Annotated in this window: 17 protein-coding genes; 7 read left to right on the plus strand and 10 right to left on the minus strand. The window is 38.5% G+C overall.

Going from position 1 to position 17,339, the window contains the following annotated elements; all coding sequences use genetic code 11:
* Positions 1 to 14: 14 nt before the first annotated feature.
* On the minus strand, positions 15 to 1,229 hold the full coding sequence (locus AC2YJL_RS23305; RefSeq protein WP_487374990.1) for a DUF418 domain-containing protein: 1,215 nt from the start codon (positions 1,227 to 1,229) through the stop codon (positions 15 to 17).
* Positions 1,230 to 1,399: 170 nt separating this feature from the next.
* On the opposite strand from AC2YJL_RS23305, the gene AC2YJL_RS23310 reads away from it, so the two are divergent.
* From AC2YJL_RS23310 to AC2YJL_RS23335, 6 genes are all read left to right on the plus strand, one after another.
* The gene (locus AC2YJL_RS23310) at positions 1,400 to 2,125 is read left to right on the plus strand and encodes a response regulator transcription factor (RefSeq protein ID WP_487374991.1); all 726 of its coding nucleotides are present in this window, start codon (positions 1,400 to 1,402) and stop codon (positions 2,123 to 2,125) included.
* Positions 2,122 to 3,876 (plus strand): sensor histidine kinase, encoded by a 1,755-nt coding sequence (locus AC2YJL_RS23315; RefSeq protein WP_487374992.1) that lies wholly within the window; start codon positions 2,122 to 2,124, stop codon positions 3,874 to 3,876. The genes AC2YJL_RS23310 and AC2YJL_RS23315 overlap by 4 nt, the downstream gene beginning before the upstream one ends.
* Before the next feature lie 42 nt (positions 3,877 to 3,918).
* Complete coding sequence (locus tag AC2YJL_RS23320; RefSeq protein WP_487374993.1) at positions 3,919 to 4,650, plus strand: response regulator transcription factor; 732 nt, start codon at positions 3,919 to 3,921, stop codon at positions 4,648 to 4,650.
* A 3-nt stretch (positions 4,651 to 4,653) separates the two neighbouring features.
* Positions 4,654 to 6,000, plus strand: coding sequence for a HAMP domain-containing sensor histidine kinase (locus AC2YJL_RS23325; protein WP_195695561.1), 1,347 nt, complete (start codon positions 4,654 to 4,656; stop codon positions 5,998 to 6,000).
* 72 nt (positions 6,001 to 6,072) lie between these two features.
* Positions 6,073 to 6,648 (plus strand): PepSY domain-containing protein, encoded by a 576-nt coding sequence (locus tag AC2YJL_RS23330; protein WP_098334534.1) that lies wholly within the window; start codon positions 6,073 to 6,075, stop codon positions 6,646 to 6,648.
* A gap of 133 nt (positions 6,649 to 6,781) precedes the next feature.
* Positions 6,782 to 7,321 carry a PepSY domain-containing protein gene (locus AC2YJL_RS23335; protein ID WP_230931681.1) on the plus strand — a complete coding sequence of 180 codons (540 nt, stop codon included), beginning with the start codon at positions 6,782 to 6,784 and terminating at the stop codon, positions 7,319 to 7,321.
* Between the two features lie 38 nt (positions 7,322 to 7,359).
* Here AC2YJL_RS23335 and AC2YJL_RS23340 read toward each other — a convergent pair whose 3' ends face one another.
* The 7 genes from AC2YJL_RS23340 to AC2YJL_RS23370 form a co-directional block, all read right to left on the minus strand.
* The gene (locus AC2YJL_RS23340; RefSeq protein ID WP_487374994.1) at positions 7,360 to 8,637 is read right to left on the minus strand and encodes a DUF445 domain-containing protein; all 1,278 of its coding nucleotides are present in this window, start codon (positions 8,635 to 8,637) and stop codon (positions 7,360 to 7,362) included.
* Positions 8,638 to 8,764: 127 nt separating this feature from the next.
* A complete protein-coding gene (locus AC2YJL_RS23345) occupies positions 8,765 to 10,120 on the minus strand; it encodes an amino acid permease (protein ID WP_013055076.1) in 1,356 nt (451 codons plus the stop codon).
* 223 nt (positions 10,121 to 10,343) lie between these two features.
* On the minus strand, positions 10,344 to 10,994 hold the full coding sequence (locus AC2YJL_RS23350; protein ID WP_487374995.1) for an amino acid ABC transporter permease: 651 nt from the start codon (positions 10,992 to 10,994) through the stop codon (positions 10,344 to 10,346).
* A 14-nt stretch (positions 10,995 to 11,008) separates the two neighbouring features.
* The gene (locus tag AC2YJL_RS23355) at positions 11,009 to 11,647 is read right to left on the minus strand and encodes an amino acid ABC transporter permease (protein ID WP_195695565.1); all 639 of its coding nucleotides are present in this window, start codon (positions 11,645 to 11,647) and stop codon (positions 11,009 to 11,011) included.
* A 74-nt stretch (positions 11,648 to 11,721) separates the two neighbouring features.
* Positions 11,722 to 12,537, minus strand: a complete 816-nt coding sequence (locus AC2YJL_RS23360; RefSeq protein ID WP_195695566.1) for a transporter substrate-binding domain-containing protein — start codon at positions 12,535 to 12,537, stop codon at positions 11,722 to 11,724.
* Positions 12,538 to 12,558: 21 nt separating this feature from the next.
* Entirely contained in the window at positions 12,559 to 13,287 is a 729-nt protein-coding gene (locus tag AC2YJL_RS23365) for an amino acid ABC transporter ATP-binding protein (RefSeq protein ID WP_013055072.1), read from the minus strand.
* A gap of 476 nt (positions 13,288 to 13,763) precedes the next feature.
* On the minus strand, positions 13,764 to 14,285 hold the full coding sequence (locus AC2YJL_RS23370; RefSeq protein WP_195695568.1) for a M15 family metallopeptidase: 522 nt from the start codon (positions 14,283 to 14,285) through the stop codon (positions 13,764 to 13,766).
* A 214-nt stretch (positions 14,286 to 14,499) separates the two neighbouring features.
* Here AC2YJL_RS23370 and AC2YJL_RS23375 point away from each other — a divergent pair, with 214 nt between their 5' ends.
* Positions 14,500 to 15,153 carry a hypothetical protein gene (locus AC2YJL_RS23375; RefSeq protein ID WP_251569021.1) on the plus strand — a complete coding sequence of 218 codons (654 nt, stop codon included), beginning with the start codon at positions 14,500 to 14,502 and terminating at the stop codon, positions 15,151 to 15,153.
* A 40-nt stretch (positions 15,154 to 15,193) separates the two neighbouring features.
* Here the strand turns inward: AC2YJL_RS23375 and AC2YJL_RS23380 are convergent, their stop codons facing one another.
* Both AC2YJL_RS23380 and AC2YJL_RS23385 read right to left on the minus strand, forming a co-directional pair.
* Positions 15,194 to 16,414, minus strand: coding sequence for a multidrug effflux MFS transporter (locus AC2YJL_RS23380; RefSeq protein WP_195695570.1), 1,221 nt, complete (start codon positions 16,412 to 16,414; stop codon positions 15,194 to 15,196).
* Between the two features lie 67 nt (positions 16,415 to 16,481).
* Complete coding sequence (locus AC2YJL_RS23385) at positions 16,482 to 17,303, minus strand: MerR family transcriptional regulator (RefSeq protein WP_043975788.1); 822 nt, start codon at positions 17,301 to 17,303, stop codon at positions 16,482 to 16,484.
* Between the last annotated feature and the right edge of the window lie 36 nt (positions 17,304 to 17,339).

Here is a 17,339-nt window from a genome sequence, read left to right on the forward strand (position 1 = left end):
AAGTTTGATCGCTATCATCCAACAAAAGGATGATTTACTTCTGTCGGTAAAGCTTTTTTCTCTTTTGGCTTTCCACTCCAAGAAAAATTTGTCCATATGCGCAGCAGCTTTTCCACCGGTCCAGTTTTAAATTTTTGCACGTACATATAACTGCCGATAAGCTGAATTCCGTAAATACCGATACAGACAAAAATTCCTGAAATCATGCCAAGCTTTCCGAAATAGCCTAAGCCATAGCCATAAAAAATCGTCGTGCATATAACCGTTTGCATTAAATAATTGCTAAGTGATATTCTTCCTACGCTTTCAAAAGCCTTCATCAAAAATGACTTTTCACATTTCGCATATAGCCAAGCAAAGCCTGCAATATAACCAAGAGATAGAAGACTTCCCCCTAACATATGTGTAGAACCAGCCCAATTAGCATCCGGCCACACGTACATAGTTCCTTTTAACAGCAAGCCAAGCGGAATCAGAGCGGCCGCCCAACGGCCATACTGTTTTTGATTAGCTGAAACATCGTAAAACCACTTTTTCTTTCCTGCATACATACCAAATAAAAACAAAGCGCCCATTATAAATGGCGTAAACAAAAAGGCAAAAGCAAATTTATATCCTGCTATATTCATCGGATCAACATTGTTGCGATGGTCTTTAATCTGTTCATAAGTTCCGCTTCCATACACGTGAATCGTATCTTTTACATATGTCGTAAGCGTTTGTTTATCGCTAAGAAGATACATATTATCGTTTAATGAACCGTATCCGGCTGCTCCTGTAAGAATCAGCAAAATCGATGCCCACACCAATAGTGTTTTGACTTTACGGTTTAAAAAGAAAAGTAGTAAAAATACTCCCATCATTCCGTAAAACGTAAGAATATCTCCTTCCCATAAAAACACTCCATGCAGTAGGCCAAACCCTAGAAGCAGAAGAAAACGGCGAAAGAAATGCCTTTTCACGCCTAGCTGCCTTCTTTCTAAGCTTTCTTTCATCTTCACCATTGAATAGCCAAATAAAAAGGTGAAAATCGGCATAAAACTTTCTTCTACCGCGACTTTTAAAAAGACATAGGCTGCTAAATCACTTGGTGATAGCGAGAAGAGATGAATCATATCCTTTCCGTAAATGCCATATTGAAAAATCAGCATATTTGCTAGTAAAATACCAAACAAGCTGAATCCTCTCATACTATCAATTACTTTAACCCGCCTAAAATCATTACTCATCCTTTTAACTCCTTTACTATGTGTCTATGCATTTAGTATATGAAATGAAGTTTTCAAGAAAATAACCAGGAGATTATCTTTTCCTTAACATTTTCCAATTTTGTTAATCTTTTCGTAATGTTCTTATGCTAAAATCGAATACGTATGAAATAAAACAGAGGTGATTTACGTTGGAAGATGCGTCTATATTGCTAGTTGATGATGAAATTGCCATCGTCAAAATGCTGGAGACAGTATTAAAAAAAGAAGGATTCAACAAAATTTATAAAGCTCACACCGCTCAAGAAGCGCTGGATGTTTTACATAATCAAACAATTGATATTATTTTGTTGGACGTAACGCTTCCCGATCAAAGCGGATTTGATATCTGTCCTAAAATTCGTGAGCTCTCAAACGCGTATATTTTATTCATAACAGCCAAAGTATCCGACCTGGATGTACTAACGGGTTTCGCCATGGGAGGGGACGACTACGTAACTAAGCCGTTTAATCCTTTAGAAATTGCAGCACGAATTAAAGCACGACTGCGCAGAAAGCAAGCGCTGACTGAAGGAACTTCTATAAGAACGGAACCACAATCGTCAAATCGCTATGAGTTTGATCGTTTTACTGTAGATGAATCGGCGGGAGAACTCATTGTGGACGGTCAAACGATTTCTTGCCCCGCACAAGTGTTTTTATTGCTTCTTCACTTTTGTAAAAATATGAATATTGTTCTTTCTAAATCACAGCTGCTTGAAGCCGTCTGGGGATATAACCAGTTCGTAGACGACAATACGGTAACCGTACACATTCGAAGAATTAGAGAAAGAATCGAAGATAACCCTAGCAGTCCAAAGCATTTAGTTACGGTACGAGGGCTTGGATATAAATTAGTGAACGGAAAAGCGCTATGAAATCAATTAAAAGAAGATTGACCTTTCATTTTTCGTTTCAGTTTATCGCAGTTATTGCATGTGTTTGCTCCATTCTTTTTTGCGCTTTAATATTTCTAGGCTATTACCTTACAAAGCAAGATATAAAAAGAGACTTACCTTCTGGATCACTTAGCGTATTAAGCGGGGCTACAACAGTTGAAGGTGGAAAAGCAACCGTTTCAGGTGATTTAGCAAAACAGCTTAAACAAGAAGGACTATGGTACCAAGTGCTGAACAAACAAGGAAAAGTAATTGGAGAAATTAACTCCCCAAAAGACTTACCTAAGCACTACGTTCTTTCGGAGTTATTGGAAATGGATAAAACCAAGAAATTTAAAGGCTATAGTGTAGTAACAGAACTTGATACCTTTTTGACTACACCTACTTATTATATTTTGGGCTATAAAAGTGATTTAAAAGACCAGCTATATGCTTTGTATGTTAAATATAATAAACAAAGTGTGCCTCCTAAAAGCGATATCCCTCTTATCAAAAAGGCGTTAAAAGAAAAAGATGCTTCGCTTCAAATTTTAAATGAGAAAGGTGATATCTTAGCTTCCATTAGAATGTCTAAAGACAAAACACGTTACGATCCTTTAGAAATTATTTCCCGAAAAATTGAACAAGATAAATATGATTCAACGGCTACTGTATTCCATGACTCGAAGAAGAAAGTTTCATGGGTTTTTTACACTCCTAATAATTACCACAGTATAACCGATGAATCTATTATTCGAAAAGCTTGGATGATCTCCATCATCGTGGCTGTTTCCGTTCTTATAGCCACCATCGCTTTCTCCATCTGGAACGCCTTTCGCTACGGTGGCCCCTTACTTCTGTTCACCAGCTGGCTCGGGCGCATGGGAAGCGGAAACTATTCAGAAGTGCTAACAGAAAAAGAGCGAAAGCGCGTCTTTCGGAAGAATGGAAAAGTACGCTTTCAATATCGCCTGTATTCAGAAGTAATCACAGCTTTTTATGAGATGGCGGAGCAGCTTAGCTTAGCTGAAAAAGAACGAAAGCAGCTCGAATCCACTCGCGAAGAATGGATGACGGGAATATCACATGATTTGCGGACACCTCTTTCGACGATTCAAGGGTATGGCCATATGCTTGAAAGCGGCCATTACAATTGGAACGAAGAAGAGTTAAAAGAAATTGGCCAAACGCTGCGTGATAAAAGTGAGTACATGGTGGAGCTTGTAGAGGATTTTTCATTGGCCTTTAAGCTTAAAAATAACGTGGTTGTTTTAGAAACCAAAAAAGTGGACGTTCATCAACTACTTCAGCATATTGTTTTAAAATTCGTTAACGATAGAACCATTGAAAATGTTCACTTCTCTTATGTGCCCGCTCATCTTCAACCTTTTATTCAAGCTGACCCGCGCTGGTTTGAACGAATGCTTGATAATTTAATTTTTAATGCTATTAAACATAACCCTAAGAACACTACCATTACAATTTCGACCGCGATAAAAAGTGACCGCGTCTTGATTACGATTCAAGATGATGGAATTGGAATGGATGAAGAAACGCAGAAAAATTTATTTGACCGCTATTACCGCGGCACAAATACAACCGAAAAAACAGAGGGTGCTGGACTTGGCATGAGCATTGCAAAAGCTATTTGTGAACTTCATAAAGGCCATATCAAAGTAAGATCTACTCTTCACGAAGGCACTGCCATTATCTTGCACCTTCCTCTTTCAGCAGATCAGCAGCCGGACTAACCTCCGGTTGTTTTTATACACCTCCAATCTCTCCGTGCTATAATGTACGCAACTATACATAGACACAAGGGGGAATTTTTGTTGAGTAAAGGCAGAATTTTAATAGTAGAAGATGAACGCAAAATTGCTCGTTTAATTGAGCTCGAGCTTGAACATGAAGGGTACGAAACGGGCATGGCTTATACGGGGACAGAAGGATTGGCAGAGTTTCAAGAACACGATTGGGATTTGCTGCTTTTAGATGTGATGCTTCCTGAACTGAGCGGACTCGAAGTACTTCGTCGCATTCGAGCAAATGATGATCAAACGCCCGTTATCTTATTAACAGCTCGAGACGCCCTTCCTGATAAGGTAAGCGGACTAGATTTAGGAGCAAACGACTACATTACAAAGCCTTTTCAAATTGAAGAGCTTTTTGCACGCATTCGCGTATGGCTTCGCCATCCCGCATCAACATCGACTGCTGAACAAGAAACAGCCACTCTTCAACTAGGGAATTTAGTCGTTAACGAAAAAACGCGAGAAGTTACGCGTGAAAATGAAGCTATTGAGCTGACTCCTAAAGAATATGATTTACTTATCTATATGCTTCAAAACAAAAATCAAGTGCTGAGCTTTGAACAGCTTCTTACAAACGTTTGGGGATTTGATTATTACGGAGACACAAATATTGTATACGTATACATTCGTTATTTACGTAAAAAGATTGATGCTTCATTTTCAACTCCGTACATTCAAACAGTGCGCGGCGTTGGCTACATGCTGAAGGAGTAGCTTATGAAACTACAAACAAAGATTATTCTTACATCAACTGCGCTGCTTTTTATTCTGCTAGTAATTGCAAACAGTTCGATTTACTTCATTTTCAAGAAGACCATGGAAGACAACGCCATTGAACGTTTGCAAGTAGAAACAAGCAATGTAACAAATGGGCTAAAGCAAACGAATGCGACGGTTAAACAAGCCAATTTGCTTCGTGCCTATTTGCCTCCTAACGGAATGATTCGTATTTTACCTAAATCCGGCAGTCCTTTAGTTGTATCCGTTACGGATCAAACGAAAGAGCTTCAGGACTTACCTTATTCCTATTATTCAAACGAACAAACAACCATCAAAGAAGATGACGGCCACCTATACGCAATTTCACACACCCCCGTCATTTGGACGAACGGTGAAGTTGTTTCTTTGGAAGTCACGGAACAACTGACAGATGTGGAACAATCTTTGCAGACATTAAAATTTATCTTGCTCATTGCCTCTCTTGTTATATTAATTCCAACTATATTTGCTGGACGGCTTTTAAGTAAAATTATTTTGCGGCCTATCAAGTCTCTTATTCAAACCATGGAAGAAATTCAAGTGTCTCGCACATTTAAAAAAATTGACCTCTCTTCTTCTTCTAAAGATGAGTTAGATCAAATGGCCAACACCTTCAATAATATGATGGATTTATTAGAGGAAAACTATAAAAAGCAAGAGCAGTTCGTATCCGATGCTTCTCATGAATTAAAAACGCCCCTGACCGTCGTAGAAAGCTATGCCAATATGCTAAAACGATGGGGAATGAAGCGGCCTGATATTTTAGAAGAAGCCATCGAAGCCATTCACTCTGAGTCTTTACGCATGAAACAGCTTACGTCTCAAATGCTGGTGCTTGCGAAAGATGAGTCGCAGCGAGAGCTTCACATGGAACACGTAGATGCGGCGGCCGTCTGCAGACAAACAATCAAACATCTAGAACAAGCCTTTGAACGAACCATTTATTTAAATATAAAAACGAATCATCCCGTCGTAACAGCGGATGAAAAACGCTTAAAGCAGCTGCTGTACATCCTCTTAGATAATGCCATTAAATATAGTGAAAAAGCGGTAGAGGTAACCATAACAAGAAGCGAAAGCTTTATGATTACGGTCACAGATCAAGGAATTGGTATTCCAAAAGAAGACTTATCAAACGTGTATGAACGCTTTTTTCGCGTAGATAAAGCAAGAAATCGAGAAACCGGTGGTTCGGGACTTGGATTATCCATTGCTCGAAAGATTGTAGAAGCTCATAGCGGGCGTATTGAGATTAACAGCCAAGAAGGAAAAGGGACATCAGTAACAGTTTGCTTTCCTCTTTGATTTCTCGCCTTTTCTTAGAGATTTTTAAGAATTGCCTGCTATACTACTTTTTAAAATACTGGAGGTGAATGTATGAAGAAAACGGTGCTTTTTATACTTATTTTTCTTGCTGTTGGTTCAGCTTGCTTTTACGGAATAGCAAAAGCAGTGAATCGGCCTGATACAATTTTATCGGAATCGGACGTCAGCAGTATGATTCAGCAAAAATATGGCGGCACTATTGAAAATGCAAGCTTTTCTCAAAAAGATGATGAACCGATTTATCGAATCACTTTGCTTAAAAATGATATTCCATACCACATCACAGTAAATGGGGAAAATGGAGAAGTCCAGTCATTAATCAAACAAAAAGTAGAGAAACAAACGTCTACTCAAACTAAAAATAATATAGAAGAAGAGCAAAAAAAGAGCGAGCAGCCACCAGTTTCTCCTACATCCGACGAGCCTCTCATTTCAATGGAACAAGCAAGAGATATTGCTTTACAAAAAGTAAAAGGAACGTTTTCCTCAGTTGAAATAGAAGAGGAAGAAGGCCAAACCTTCTACGAAGTCGAAATTGATCAGTCTAAAACAAGAGAAGCTAAAGTGATGATCAATGCTTACTCTGGACATGTAGATTCCATCACCTATGAAAATGACGATGATTAAAAGTACAGCGAAAAGCTGTGCTTTTTTTATCCATTTTTATTTATTTCTAAGAAAATTTTAAACTTCTTCTTCTTTTCCTTTAAAGTTCATTGGCTAAGATAATCTTAACAACAAATCGAGGAGGCCATAACATATGAAAGTTATTACAACCGTTTTAGCCAGTGCAGTACTAGTCGGTGGATTAGGTGCAAGCGCATATGCAATGACAGACCAGTCCAAAAGCAATGATAAGAAGCAAACCACAACGATTGAAGAAGCAAAGGCAAAAGACATTGCCCTTCAAAAAACAGACGGCGGCGACATTACAAATATCCAATTAGCCATAGATGATGGCGTTAAACAATATGAAGTAGACATCACAAAAGGTAATAAAGAATACGATCTAGACATTGACAGCAGCAGTGGTAAAATCATTGAATTTGATGAAGAGCAAAAAGACGATGAAGATGAGAAAGAAGAGAAACTTCAAAACGTTTCCCCTGCTATTTCATTAGATCAAGCGATAAAAACAGCTTTAAAGAGTGCTAAAGGAACGGTCAATGAAACGGATCTAGACCAAGAAAACAACCGTTTAGTATATGAAATTGAAATTGACACAGCCGATAAACGTGAAGCAACTGTTTCAGTAGATGCCAAAAACGGCGGCGTGATCAGTGTAGAAATAGATGATTAATAGAAAAAGCACACTCCAAAAGGAGCGTGCTTCTTTTTTTATACCGCTAATTTAATAACCGTTAATACAATACCAATCAAGAATCCACATAGGGCTCCGTTCACTCGAATCCACTGCAAATCTTTTCCGACATTGTTTTCCATCATATCCACAAGCGTTTCATCATCTAATTTATCTAAGTTTTCTTGAACAAGCTGTCCAATTTTTGAATGATTCTCTTCTACAAAGCTCATGATTTGCTTTTGAATAGCCGTATCAATTGCTTCTTGACGCTGTGCATCCTCTTCAAGAGCATTCAGCCAGCTCTCTACGTAAGGAACGGCGTAGCTTTTCATAAATTCAGGGCTTTCAATGAATGCTGTCACTTTCACTTTCATTTTATCGACGATTTCTGTTAATTTATTCGTTACATTTAATTCATGAATCGTTTTTTGTTTCCATGCTTCTAATTTTTCAAGAAGTTCTTCATTCTGCTCCAAGCCTTGCAGCTCTTTTCTAATTCCATTTACCAAAGCAAGGCGGTATTCATCATCTTCTTTACGAAGACGCCCCGTAATAGAAAGCAATAAATTTTGCAAAATAGACCCTAGCTTCTCTTCATTAATCATGCTTTGAAATGATTTGAGAGCAAATTGTAAAATACCATCAAGCTCAATATTATCAAGCGCATTTTTAGCAATACTTCCGAGCTGATACTGCGTTTCTTCTTTTTTAATCCAGCTCTCCCCTTTATTTAAAAGAACATCAAGGGCTTTTTCATCATACTGATTTTTTACCACTTCTCCAACAATCGAATGCACAATAGGCTTTAACTCTATTGCTGAAAGCGATGACTTGAGCTCTTTTTCAATAATAGGAACGACTTTCTCTGTATCCACACGATTAATCGCATCAACAAGCAGTGCTGTTCCTTTTTGTTGAATTGTTTCCGAATGAACACCTTTTCGAACAATCGGAAGCAAACGCTTTGTAAATGCAATTCTTTTTACTTTTTCTTGAATACTTTCTTTTGACAGCCAGTCGTTTTCAAGCGTTGAGACTAGCCCTCTTGTAATACGCTGTCTGTTTTTAGGAAGCAGCGCAGTGTGTGGAATAGGAATGCCTAAAGGGTGACGAAAAAGAGCCGTAACGGCAAACCAATCCGCTAATCCGCCGACTAATCCAGCTTCGAACCCACCTTGAAGCAACCGAGCCCAAATTGAATCACCAAAAGGCATTGTGGCAACGAAGCCCACTCCCATAATCGCTAAAGAAATCATGGCCAAGTACTTTGATTTCTTCTTTGGGTTTGTTGTAAATACATTATTTGATTCCATTGTAGTCCTCATCCTTTATTTATTTAACTAAACATTTCATCTAGAAATATGTAACGTGATACAGAAATTTCCGCAAAAAAAGAAAGACAAGCTTTTACCCTCGTCTTTCTAGTATATTGCCTTTTTGCTATACTTCAAACTTTTTTTCTTTTCGACTTTTATTAATAAATGAAAAAATGAGGAGTACGACCAAGATAACCGCACATACGCTGGATCCAATCACATTGTTTTTATTAAACATAAATGATACAAAAATAACAAGCAGTGCTGCTGTTGCAAAAAGCGTTGTATAAGGAAACCACTTTAATGCGAAAAACGGCTTTTCTTTATACCCTTTACGCAGCTTTAATTGAGCTAAACAAATGCTTACCCAAATAAGAATAATCGTGAAGCCCGGAATAGTCATTAAATAACTAATTACATTATCCGGTGTTTTATAAGCTAAAAACACACCCATTAAAATACAAACAGCCGTAATCATTAAACCATTAATCGGAATACCGTTTTTCGAAACTTTCAAAAAGCGCTTTGATGCTTCTCCGCTTTGAGCCATAGCATAGAGCGTACGCGAAGTTGCATACATCCCTGAATTCGCTGCTGATAAAACGGCCGTCAATAAAACGAAGTTCATAATATGAGCCGCACCCGGCAGTCCGGTGATACTAAACACTTGCACAAATGGACTGTCTTGTCCTGATACAGAATTCCAGGGCATAAGGCCGCAAATAATTAAAATAGGCAAAATATAAAAGCCAATCACTCGCCATACTGTGCCTTTGATCACTTTCGGTAACACGTTTTTCACATCTTTTGTTTCCGTTACGGCTACACCAATTAATTCAGCTCCGCCGTAAGAGAACATCACAATTAAAAAGGCACTCAGCACACCGCTCATGCCGTGAGGGAAAAAGCCTCCATGAGCCGTATAATTTGCCCAGGGGTTTTGCACATCACTTGGAATCACACCGAATAAAATAAAAGCTCCCAAAATGATAAAAGCAGTAAGAGCAATTACTTTAATACCGGCAAACCAAAACTCAATTTCTCCGTAATACTTCACTTGAAATAAATTCATCCCTACAATCAGCACTGCACAGAGAAAGCTTAAGAGCCAAAGAGGTACAGAAGGGAACCAAAACTTCAAAAAGCTTCCTCCCGCAAGCAGTTCAACAACTGTCACGACAATCCAGTTCACCCAGTACAGCCACCCTACAATAAAAGAGGTTTGTGTACCGAATGCCTTATGAACTAAATTTTGTACGTTCATATTTGGATAGACAATTGCCATCTCCGCCAATGCTGTCATTACAATAAATAAGATAAGACCGCCAAATAAATACGCCAGTACAACACTTGGTCCTGCAATACCTAGCGTATCAGCACTACCTTTAAAAATGCCTGTCCCAATCATACCGGCAAGCGCAATGAGCTGCACATGACGAGGCAACAGACCTTTTTTTAAATTTTGATCTTGTTTTTCCATGATGCCCGTCCCTTCTGTTCATTTTACGTGTTAGTTTAACCAAATCACTTCTTGCGCAAAAACCCCTACCGGATATTCAGTAGGGGGTGAACCAACACTGTTTTTCTTCTCTATGATGAATGAAAATGATCTGATTTTACCACTGTTACTTTAGTCATTTTATGCGTTGAATTAATACATTGTCAATGTTATTTATTTTCCAAAAATAAAGTCAAAAGAGTATCTACACCCTTTTGACTTCTAGTCTTCTTGCAATGATGGATAAAGCATAGTTTACAATAAAATACATCATCGAGATGATCAAAAACATTGGGAGCACGTAACTTTGTTTCTGTCCGTATATGATTTGAGCGTTATGCAGCAAATCAGGAAGTGCGATCACTACTGCAAGCGACGTATCTTTTAATAAGGAAATAAATTGACTAACTAAAGGAGGTACCATTCTCCGCAAAGCTTGGGGCAGCACAACGAAACGAAGCGTTTGATAATAGTTTAAACCTGATGAACGCGCCGCTTCGATTTGTCCTCTTTCAATTGATTTTAATCCGCTTCGGATAATCTCTGAAATCATAGCAGATTCAAATACAGTGAGGGCCACAATTGCTGCTGACGTAATTTCCATATCAATTCCGATTTCAGGTAAAGCAAAGTATGTAAAAAAGATGATTAAAAGCAGCGGCAAATTCCGGATAATTTCTACGATAAAAGCGAGTACATGAGACAGAACTGGAATACGGGCATACCTTAAAATACCTACCATACTTCCAATAAGAAAACTTAATACAATCGAAATGAATGCTACTTTTAAAGTGACCCAAAATCCTTCCATTAAGAAGGAAAGGTGATCAGGAGAATAAGCACCCATAAAATCCATCACTTTCACTCCTTTCAGCTTGTTTTACCAAGACGTTTCTCAAGATAACCAACTCCTAAGCTCAACGGAATGGTTAGAACTAAATAGAACAGAGCCACAAAAATATACACATCAAACACTACGTATGTTTGAGAGGAAACAAGATCCGCCTGATACATTAAATCAAAACCAGCAACAATCCCTAACACGGATGAGTTTTTGACTAAATTAATGAATTGATTCCCAAGAGGAGGAATGACGATTTTAATGGCTTGAGGCAATACAATGAACCGCATCGCCTGACCGTACGTAAGGCCGGATGAACGTGCCGCTTCAAGCTGCCCTTTTGGAACTGCCATAATTCCCGCTCGTATGGCTTCGGCTATAAAAGCTGCCGTATAAATAGTTAATCCCAGCACTCCGGCCGCTGTACCGCTGATTCCCGCCACAATAAAAATAAAAAAGACGATAACCACAAGGGGAATATTGCGAATGAACTCTACATAGACCGTACCAATTACATTTACTATTTTGAGAGGAGCTATTCGCATTACCGCAATGATCGTACCAAGTACAAAACTGGCCACTAAAGCACTCAGACTGGCGATAATGGTGTACTTAAAACCTTCTAAATAAAGATCCATATTGTTCGTCAGAATTGAAAAATCCAACAATTTTCTTCCTCCTTTCAACTAAACAAGCAGGATGAGCATAATGCTGCTCATCCTGAGAAAAGAAAACTGTACGCTTATTGTTTGATCCACTTATCGTGAATTTCATCATATTTTCCAGAGTCTTTCATCTTTTTAAGCGCATCGTTTAATGCATCTACAAGCTCTTTGTTTCCTTTTTTCACAGCAATGCCATAAGGCTCTTCTGTGAACGGCTTTCCTACTAACTCATAAGAAGGATCTTCATCAGCCATTCCATAAAGAATCGCATCATCAGTTGTTAAAGCATCTCCTTGCTTAGATTTTAAAGCTGTAAATGCTTCTGCATAGTTTTCAAACTCTAATACCGTTGTCTCTGTTGCTTTTTCGCGAATATTAATAGCTGAAGTTGATCCTTTAACAGCCAACACTTTAGTACCTTTCTTCAAATCATCAACGCTTTTAATTTTACTGCCTTTTTTCACAAGAAGAGACTGTCCGGCTTGGAAATATACATCCGTAAAATCTACTTCTTTTTTACGTTCGTCTGTAATAGTCATTGTCGCAACAACAGCGTCAATATCTCCTTTTTGAAGAAGAGGAACCCTTGTTTTGGACGTAACTTCTTTAAATTCCACCTTGTTTTCATCGCCTAAAATCTCTTTAGCCAGCTGCTTAGAAATATCAACATCAAAACCTTCTACTTCACCCGTCTTTGGATTCTTTAAGCCAAACAAACGCGTATCATTTTTAACTCCGATGACGATTTTCCCTCGGTCTTTGATTTCAGTGAGCGCATCTTTTTTAGCTGATGATCCACTCGTTTCTTCACTTTTCCCTCCACAAGCTGCTAACATCATAGCCGCTGCTAATGAAAGCACAGCTGCCTTTAAAAACGTTTTTGATTTTTTCATATTACTCCCCCTATTAAACAATTAATGATTTAAAATACGGCTAAGAAATAAACGTGCCCTTTCTTCTTGCGGGTTTTCGTAAAACTCAGCCGGAGTTGCCTCTTCCAAGATTTTTCCTTGATCCATAAATACAATGCGATCCGCTACTTCTTTTGCAAACCCCATTTCATGAGTTACAACTACCATGGTCATTCCTTCTTTAGCCAATGTTTTCATGACATCCAGCACTTCTCCAATCATTTCTGGATCAAGAGCAGAGGTAGGTTCATCAAAAAGCATAATCTCTGGCTTCATCGCAAGTCCCCTCGCAATAGCTACACGCTGCTGCTGGCCGCCTGAAAGCTGGGACGGGTAGGCGTTAGCTTTTTCACCGATTCCTACTTTATCTAAATAGTATAGAGCTGTTTTCTTAGCTTCTTCTGACGACTGTCCCAATACTTTCATAGGTGCTAACGTGATATTTTCTAAAACCGTTTTATGCGGATATAAATAAAAATGCTGAAACACCATACCTATATTGCGGCGCAGTTTATTAATATTTGTTTTTTTATCCGCGACCAATATATTATTTACCGTTAACTGTCCGTTAGATATTGTTTCTAAATAATTTATGCATCGCAGCATCGTGCTTTTACCTGAACCCGAAGGTCCAATTACGACGACAACTTCACCTTTTTCAATTGTTAAATTGATATCTTTTAATACGTGAAAATCACCGTAATATTTATTCACTCCGTCAAAAACAATCATTTTCCCCCTCCTAATCTGCGAACAACAATAAATATTTAAATTTTTAAAATATTTAAAATATGTTAAAAATTATATTCTTACCCTTAAAGCAAAGTCAACAGTTGACAAATTATCTCTTTTTTGTAATCAAAATGAACTATCTTCAAATAAAATATGTTAGAAAAATAAAAGACTTTGTTGGCATTTGCCGATATGTAAGCATACGTTCGCTAGGCTGAAGGTACTTGTATAAGCTTAATCAGTAGATTATATTAGTTAACGCATATCTTTATACGAATTGTCTTTCATTTTTATGGGGCAGTTCTCCCTAACCACCCCTCTTTCTAATTATCCATCTATATTTTTATTATATTAATATATATAATTACCTTAACAGTAAATTAATAAAAAAAGAAACTACAAGCTTCTATTCGTGTTAGAGGTTCTGACATAGATATAGTAAAATTGTATTATCCCTCTAAAAAACACACGCTTTATTAGCGTGTGTGGTCTTTTATATTTTCCGGACTCATTTGAAAATGCGGATAGTCTTTAAAACCTTGCCAGTCTCCTCCCCATTCGAACCCTAATTTTTTTGCGATATCTACAACCTCCATCCAATCAGACTGAGTGTTATTATTACCGTCATATTCCATGTCCCAAATAACTTGTCCGTCTTTTAACTGAATAGCAAAATCAATAGCTAATCCGTAATTGTGATAAGACTGGCCGCCCTTTGAATAGGTAACAATGTTGCCTTCTTCCGTCCTGCCTTTTGCATAAAGCTTATCTTGTTCTTCTTTTGAACGGAAACCTTCCGTAATGACAATCGAGATTCCTTGTTCACTTGCTTGTTGAACAAGTTTATTTTTCTTTTCTTCTACGACAGGATGCAACTCAGTTGCTCCTGAAAAATCTTCTAGCCTTGGACCAGGCTTTAACTCATCGCGAAACAAAAATACCAAGCTTACCGCTATCGCAACTATCAAAGCTATTCCCAATTTTTTAAGAACGTTCATCTATATAAAGTCTCCATTCTTTTTTGCTGCTGTTTAGATAAAATCATATCGAATTTCATTTTGTTATCCAATAAAAGAGCTGTATTGTTCAACAAACGTCTATATTTTTTCGTTTTTTATCTATTTTCACCATTTTTTCACTATTGGTGGTTACATTAACAATTGTGGACAGCTCTGTACCACACCCCTATAACTTTTAAGGAGTGACAACAGCATGAAAAAGAAACTATTCGGTTATATCATGGCAAGCGGTTTAACACTAGGAGTTATGGCCGTTGCAAATTCCACGGCATTTGCAGCAAGCAAAGATGAAACAAGCTCTTCAACAGTTGTAGAGCGAACAAATGGCAGTACAACAAATACGGATGATGCAACACAACAAAAAGTTGATGATATTATGAAAAAAGCACAGGAAAAATTACAGAAGCTCGGCGTAAGCTTGCCTCAGCACAAAGAAGGCCCCTTCAGCAATCTAGATGCAGCTACTAAAGAAAAAGCCAAAGCTATCATGAATCAGTTGCGCGACGGCACGCTGACTAAGGAACAAGCGGAAGCCAAATTAAAGGAACTGGGCGTGAACTTGCCTGAACATAAAGGCGGTCCTTTTAACAATTTAGATGCGGCTACGAAGAAAAAAGCTGAAGCTATCATGGATCAACTGCGCGATGGCACCCTAACTAAGGAACAAGCGGAAGCCAAATTAAAAGAACTGGGCGTGAATTTTCCTGCTAAAAAGAAAGAGTTTCTAAGCGGGGTAGATGCTGAAACAAAAGCGAAAGCTGAAACCATTTTGGAAAATGCAAAAAAAGAAATTCAAAAGCTTGGCGTTACAATGCCCTTTGAAAATCACGAGCACAAAGCTCAATAACTAAAAAAGCTACTTGGCTGCTGAGAACCAAGTAGCTTTTTTATGATGCAGTTTTCCTTCTCACTAACGTCATGTACACACCTAATGCTAATAAATCACAGACCATAATCACAATGCCCATCGGCAGAGCATTTTGCCCTCCTCCAAGACCAACAAGAGGAGCTACGGCTGCTCCGAGCAAGAACGGAAGCAACCCTAGAAGCGCTGAAGCACTTCCCGCGTTCGAAGCTTGATTTTCCATAGCGAGTGAGAAAACGGTTGTGTTCACAATTCCTACGCTCGATACTACAAAGAAAAGCAAGATGCAGACCAAAATAACAGACATGTGAGTAGCAATCACGGCCACTAAAAGCACGCTTCCAACAGCTGCTTGAAGCAATCCATACATAAGAAGAGTAGCTTCTTTTATTTTACCCGCTAAACGTCCTGTCACTTGAGTAGCTATGATTAATCCAAAACCGTTAATCGCAAAAATAAAGCTAAACATCTGCGGAGACAGGCCATAAATGTCTTGAAGGACAAATGTAGAACCTGAAATATAAGCAAACATGGCACTCATAATAAAACCTTGCGCCAGCGCATATCCCACAAAGACACCATCTTTTAGCAATACGCCAAACGTACGCAGTACTTCTGTTAATCCACCTTCTTTACGGCGTTCGAGCGGAAGCGTTTCTTTTAAACCAAATAAAACGGCAAAAAACATTAGTGCACCAATCACCGCTAGCACACCAAATACTCCTCGCCACGACATAATCGTCAGCAGCTGTCCACCAGCAACCGGAGCCAAAATAGGAGCTAACCCATTTACGAGCATAAGCATAGAGAAAAACTTTGTTAAATCCGAACCCGAAAACAAGTCCCGCACGCTCGCTCTTGAAATAACCATTCCTGCTGCTCCTGCCATTCCTTGAATAAATCGCAAAACGATAAAAATCCAAATAGAAGGTGCAAACACGCATAAAACAGATGCAGCTGCATAGGTGATTAATGCTGCTACAAGCGGCTTTTTTCTTCCGCGAATATCACTGAATGGCCCCATGACCACTTGCCCAAATGCTAAGCCCAATAAGCAAGCTGTCAGACTGACCTGCGCTAAAGAAGCGGAAGTATGCAATTCTTTAGCAAGCGTCGGCAGCGCTGGCAAATACATATCGATTGATAATGGTCCAAATGCGCTCAGTGAACCCAAAATTAAAATAAATAAAATGCGATTTCCTCGGCTTAAAGACATCCCTTGGGAAATACTTTGCTGATTCATCTATTGTTGTCTCTCCCTTCAGCAGTTTTACAATAGTCTCATCTTAAACCCTCCAGCTACTGGATAGTCAAGACGTAATTCGAATTTGAATTTCCGTCAGCCGCTCTTCTTCATGATGAGAAATAAAGGAATCTACAATCCGCCGAATTAAGAAAGGACCTTCGGCTTTGTATCCTTCGGCTTTAATAAAGTTCAGTAACGCATCGTAATAGACTCCTGTGGTATCTCTCTTTTCTCTCATATAAATAGATGCGTAATCGCCTTCAGGTATTAACGTAACGAGCTCATGCTGAAAAGAAACATCACTTTCGACCAATAAAAAAATGCCATCGTAATCTGTAAATTGTTGTTTTTTCGTGTTTTCTACCGATAGCATAAATCCTACTTTCCCAATCATAATCGGGGTAATATGGCTGATTTTCTTTTTTAAATCACGCAGAACACTTTCAGTCCCGTCTAACGTGCCTACCTCCGCTTTTACTTGAACAACCTCACGAGAGGAAAGGTGTTTGATGAACGGGGCACCTATTTGGTTAATATGTCTCGTCTGTTCTAATTCCTTCATTCGAGTTGTTAACTGCGCATTCACTCTTTGAAGGTGACGAATTTTTTCTTTTGTTACCTGCTGATATTCCGCTAAAGTTTCAATAAATTCATCCAAGCTGCTGTGCTCCATCTTTCTTTTAATTTCTTTTAACGGAACTCCCATCAGCTTTAAATAGACAATGATATCTAATTTCTTAAATTGTTCTAACGTATAGTAACGATATCCCGTTTGTGGATCAACTTCGTAAGGTTCAAATAGACCAATTTCATCATAATAGCGAAGTGTTTTAACCGGAATATCATGCAGTCTGGCCATTTGCCCAATCGTAAATTTGTTTTGCATATGAGTTCACCTTCTTTATGTAAAGCTGCTTGCACT

The organism is Priestia sp. SRI_019 (genome assembly GCF_057586255.1).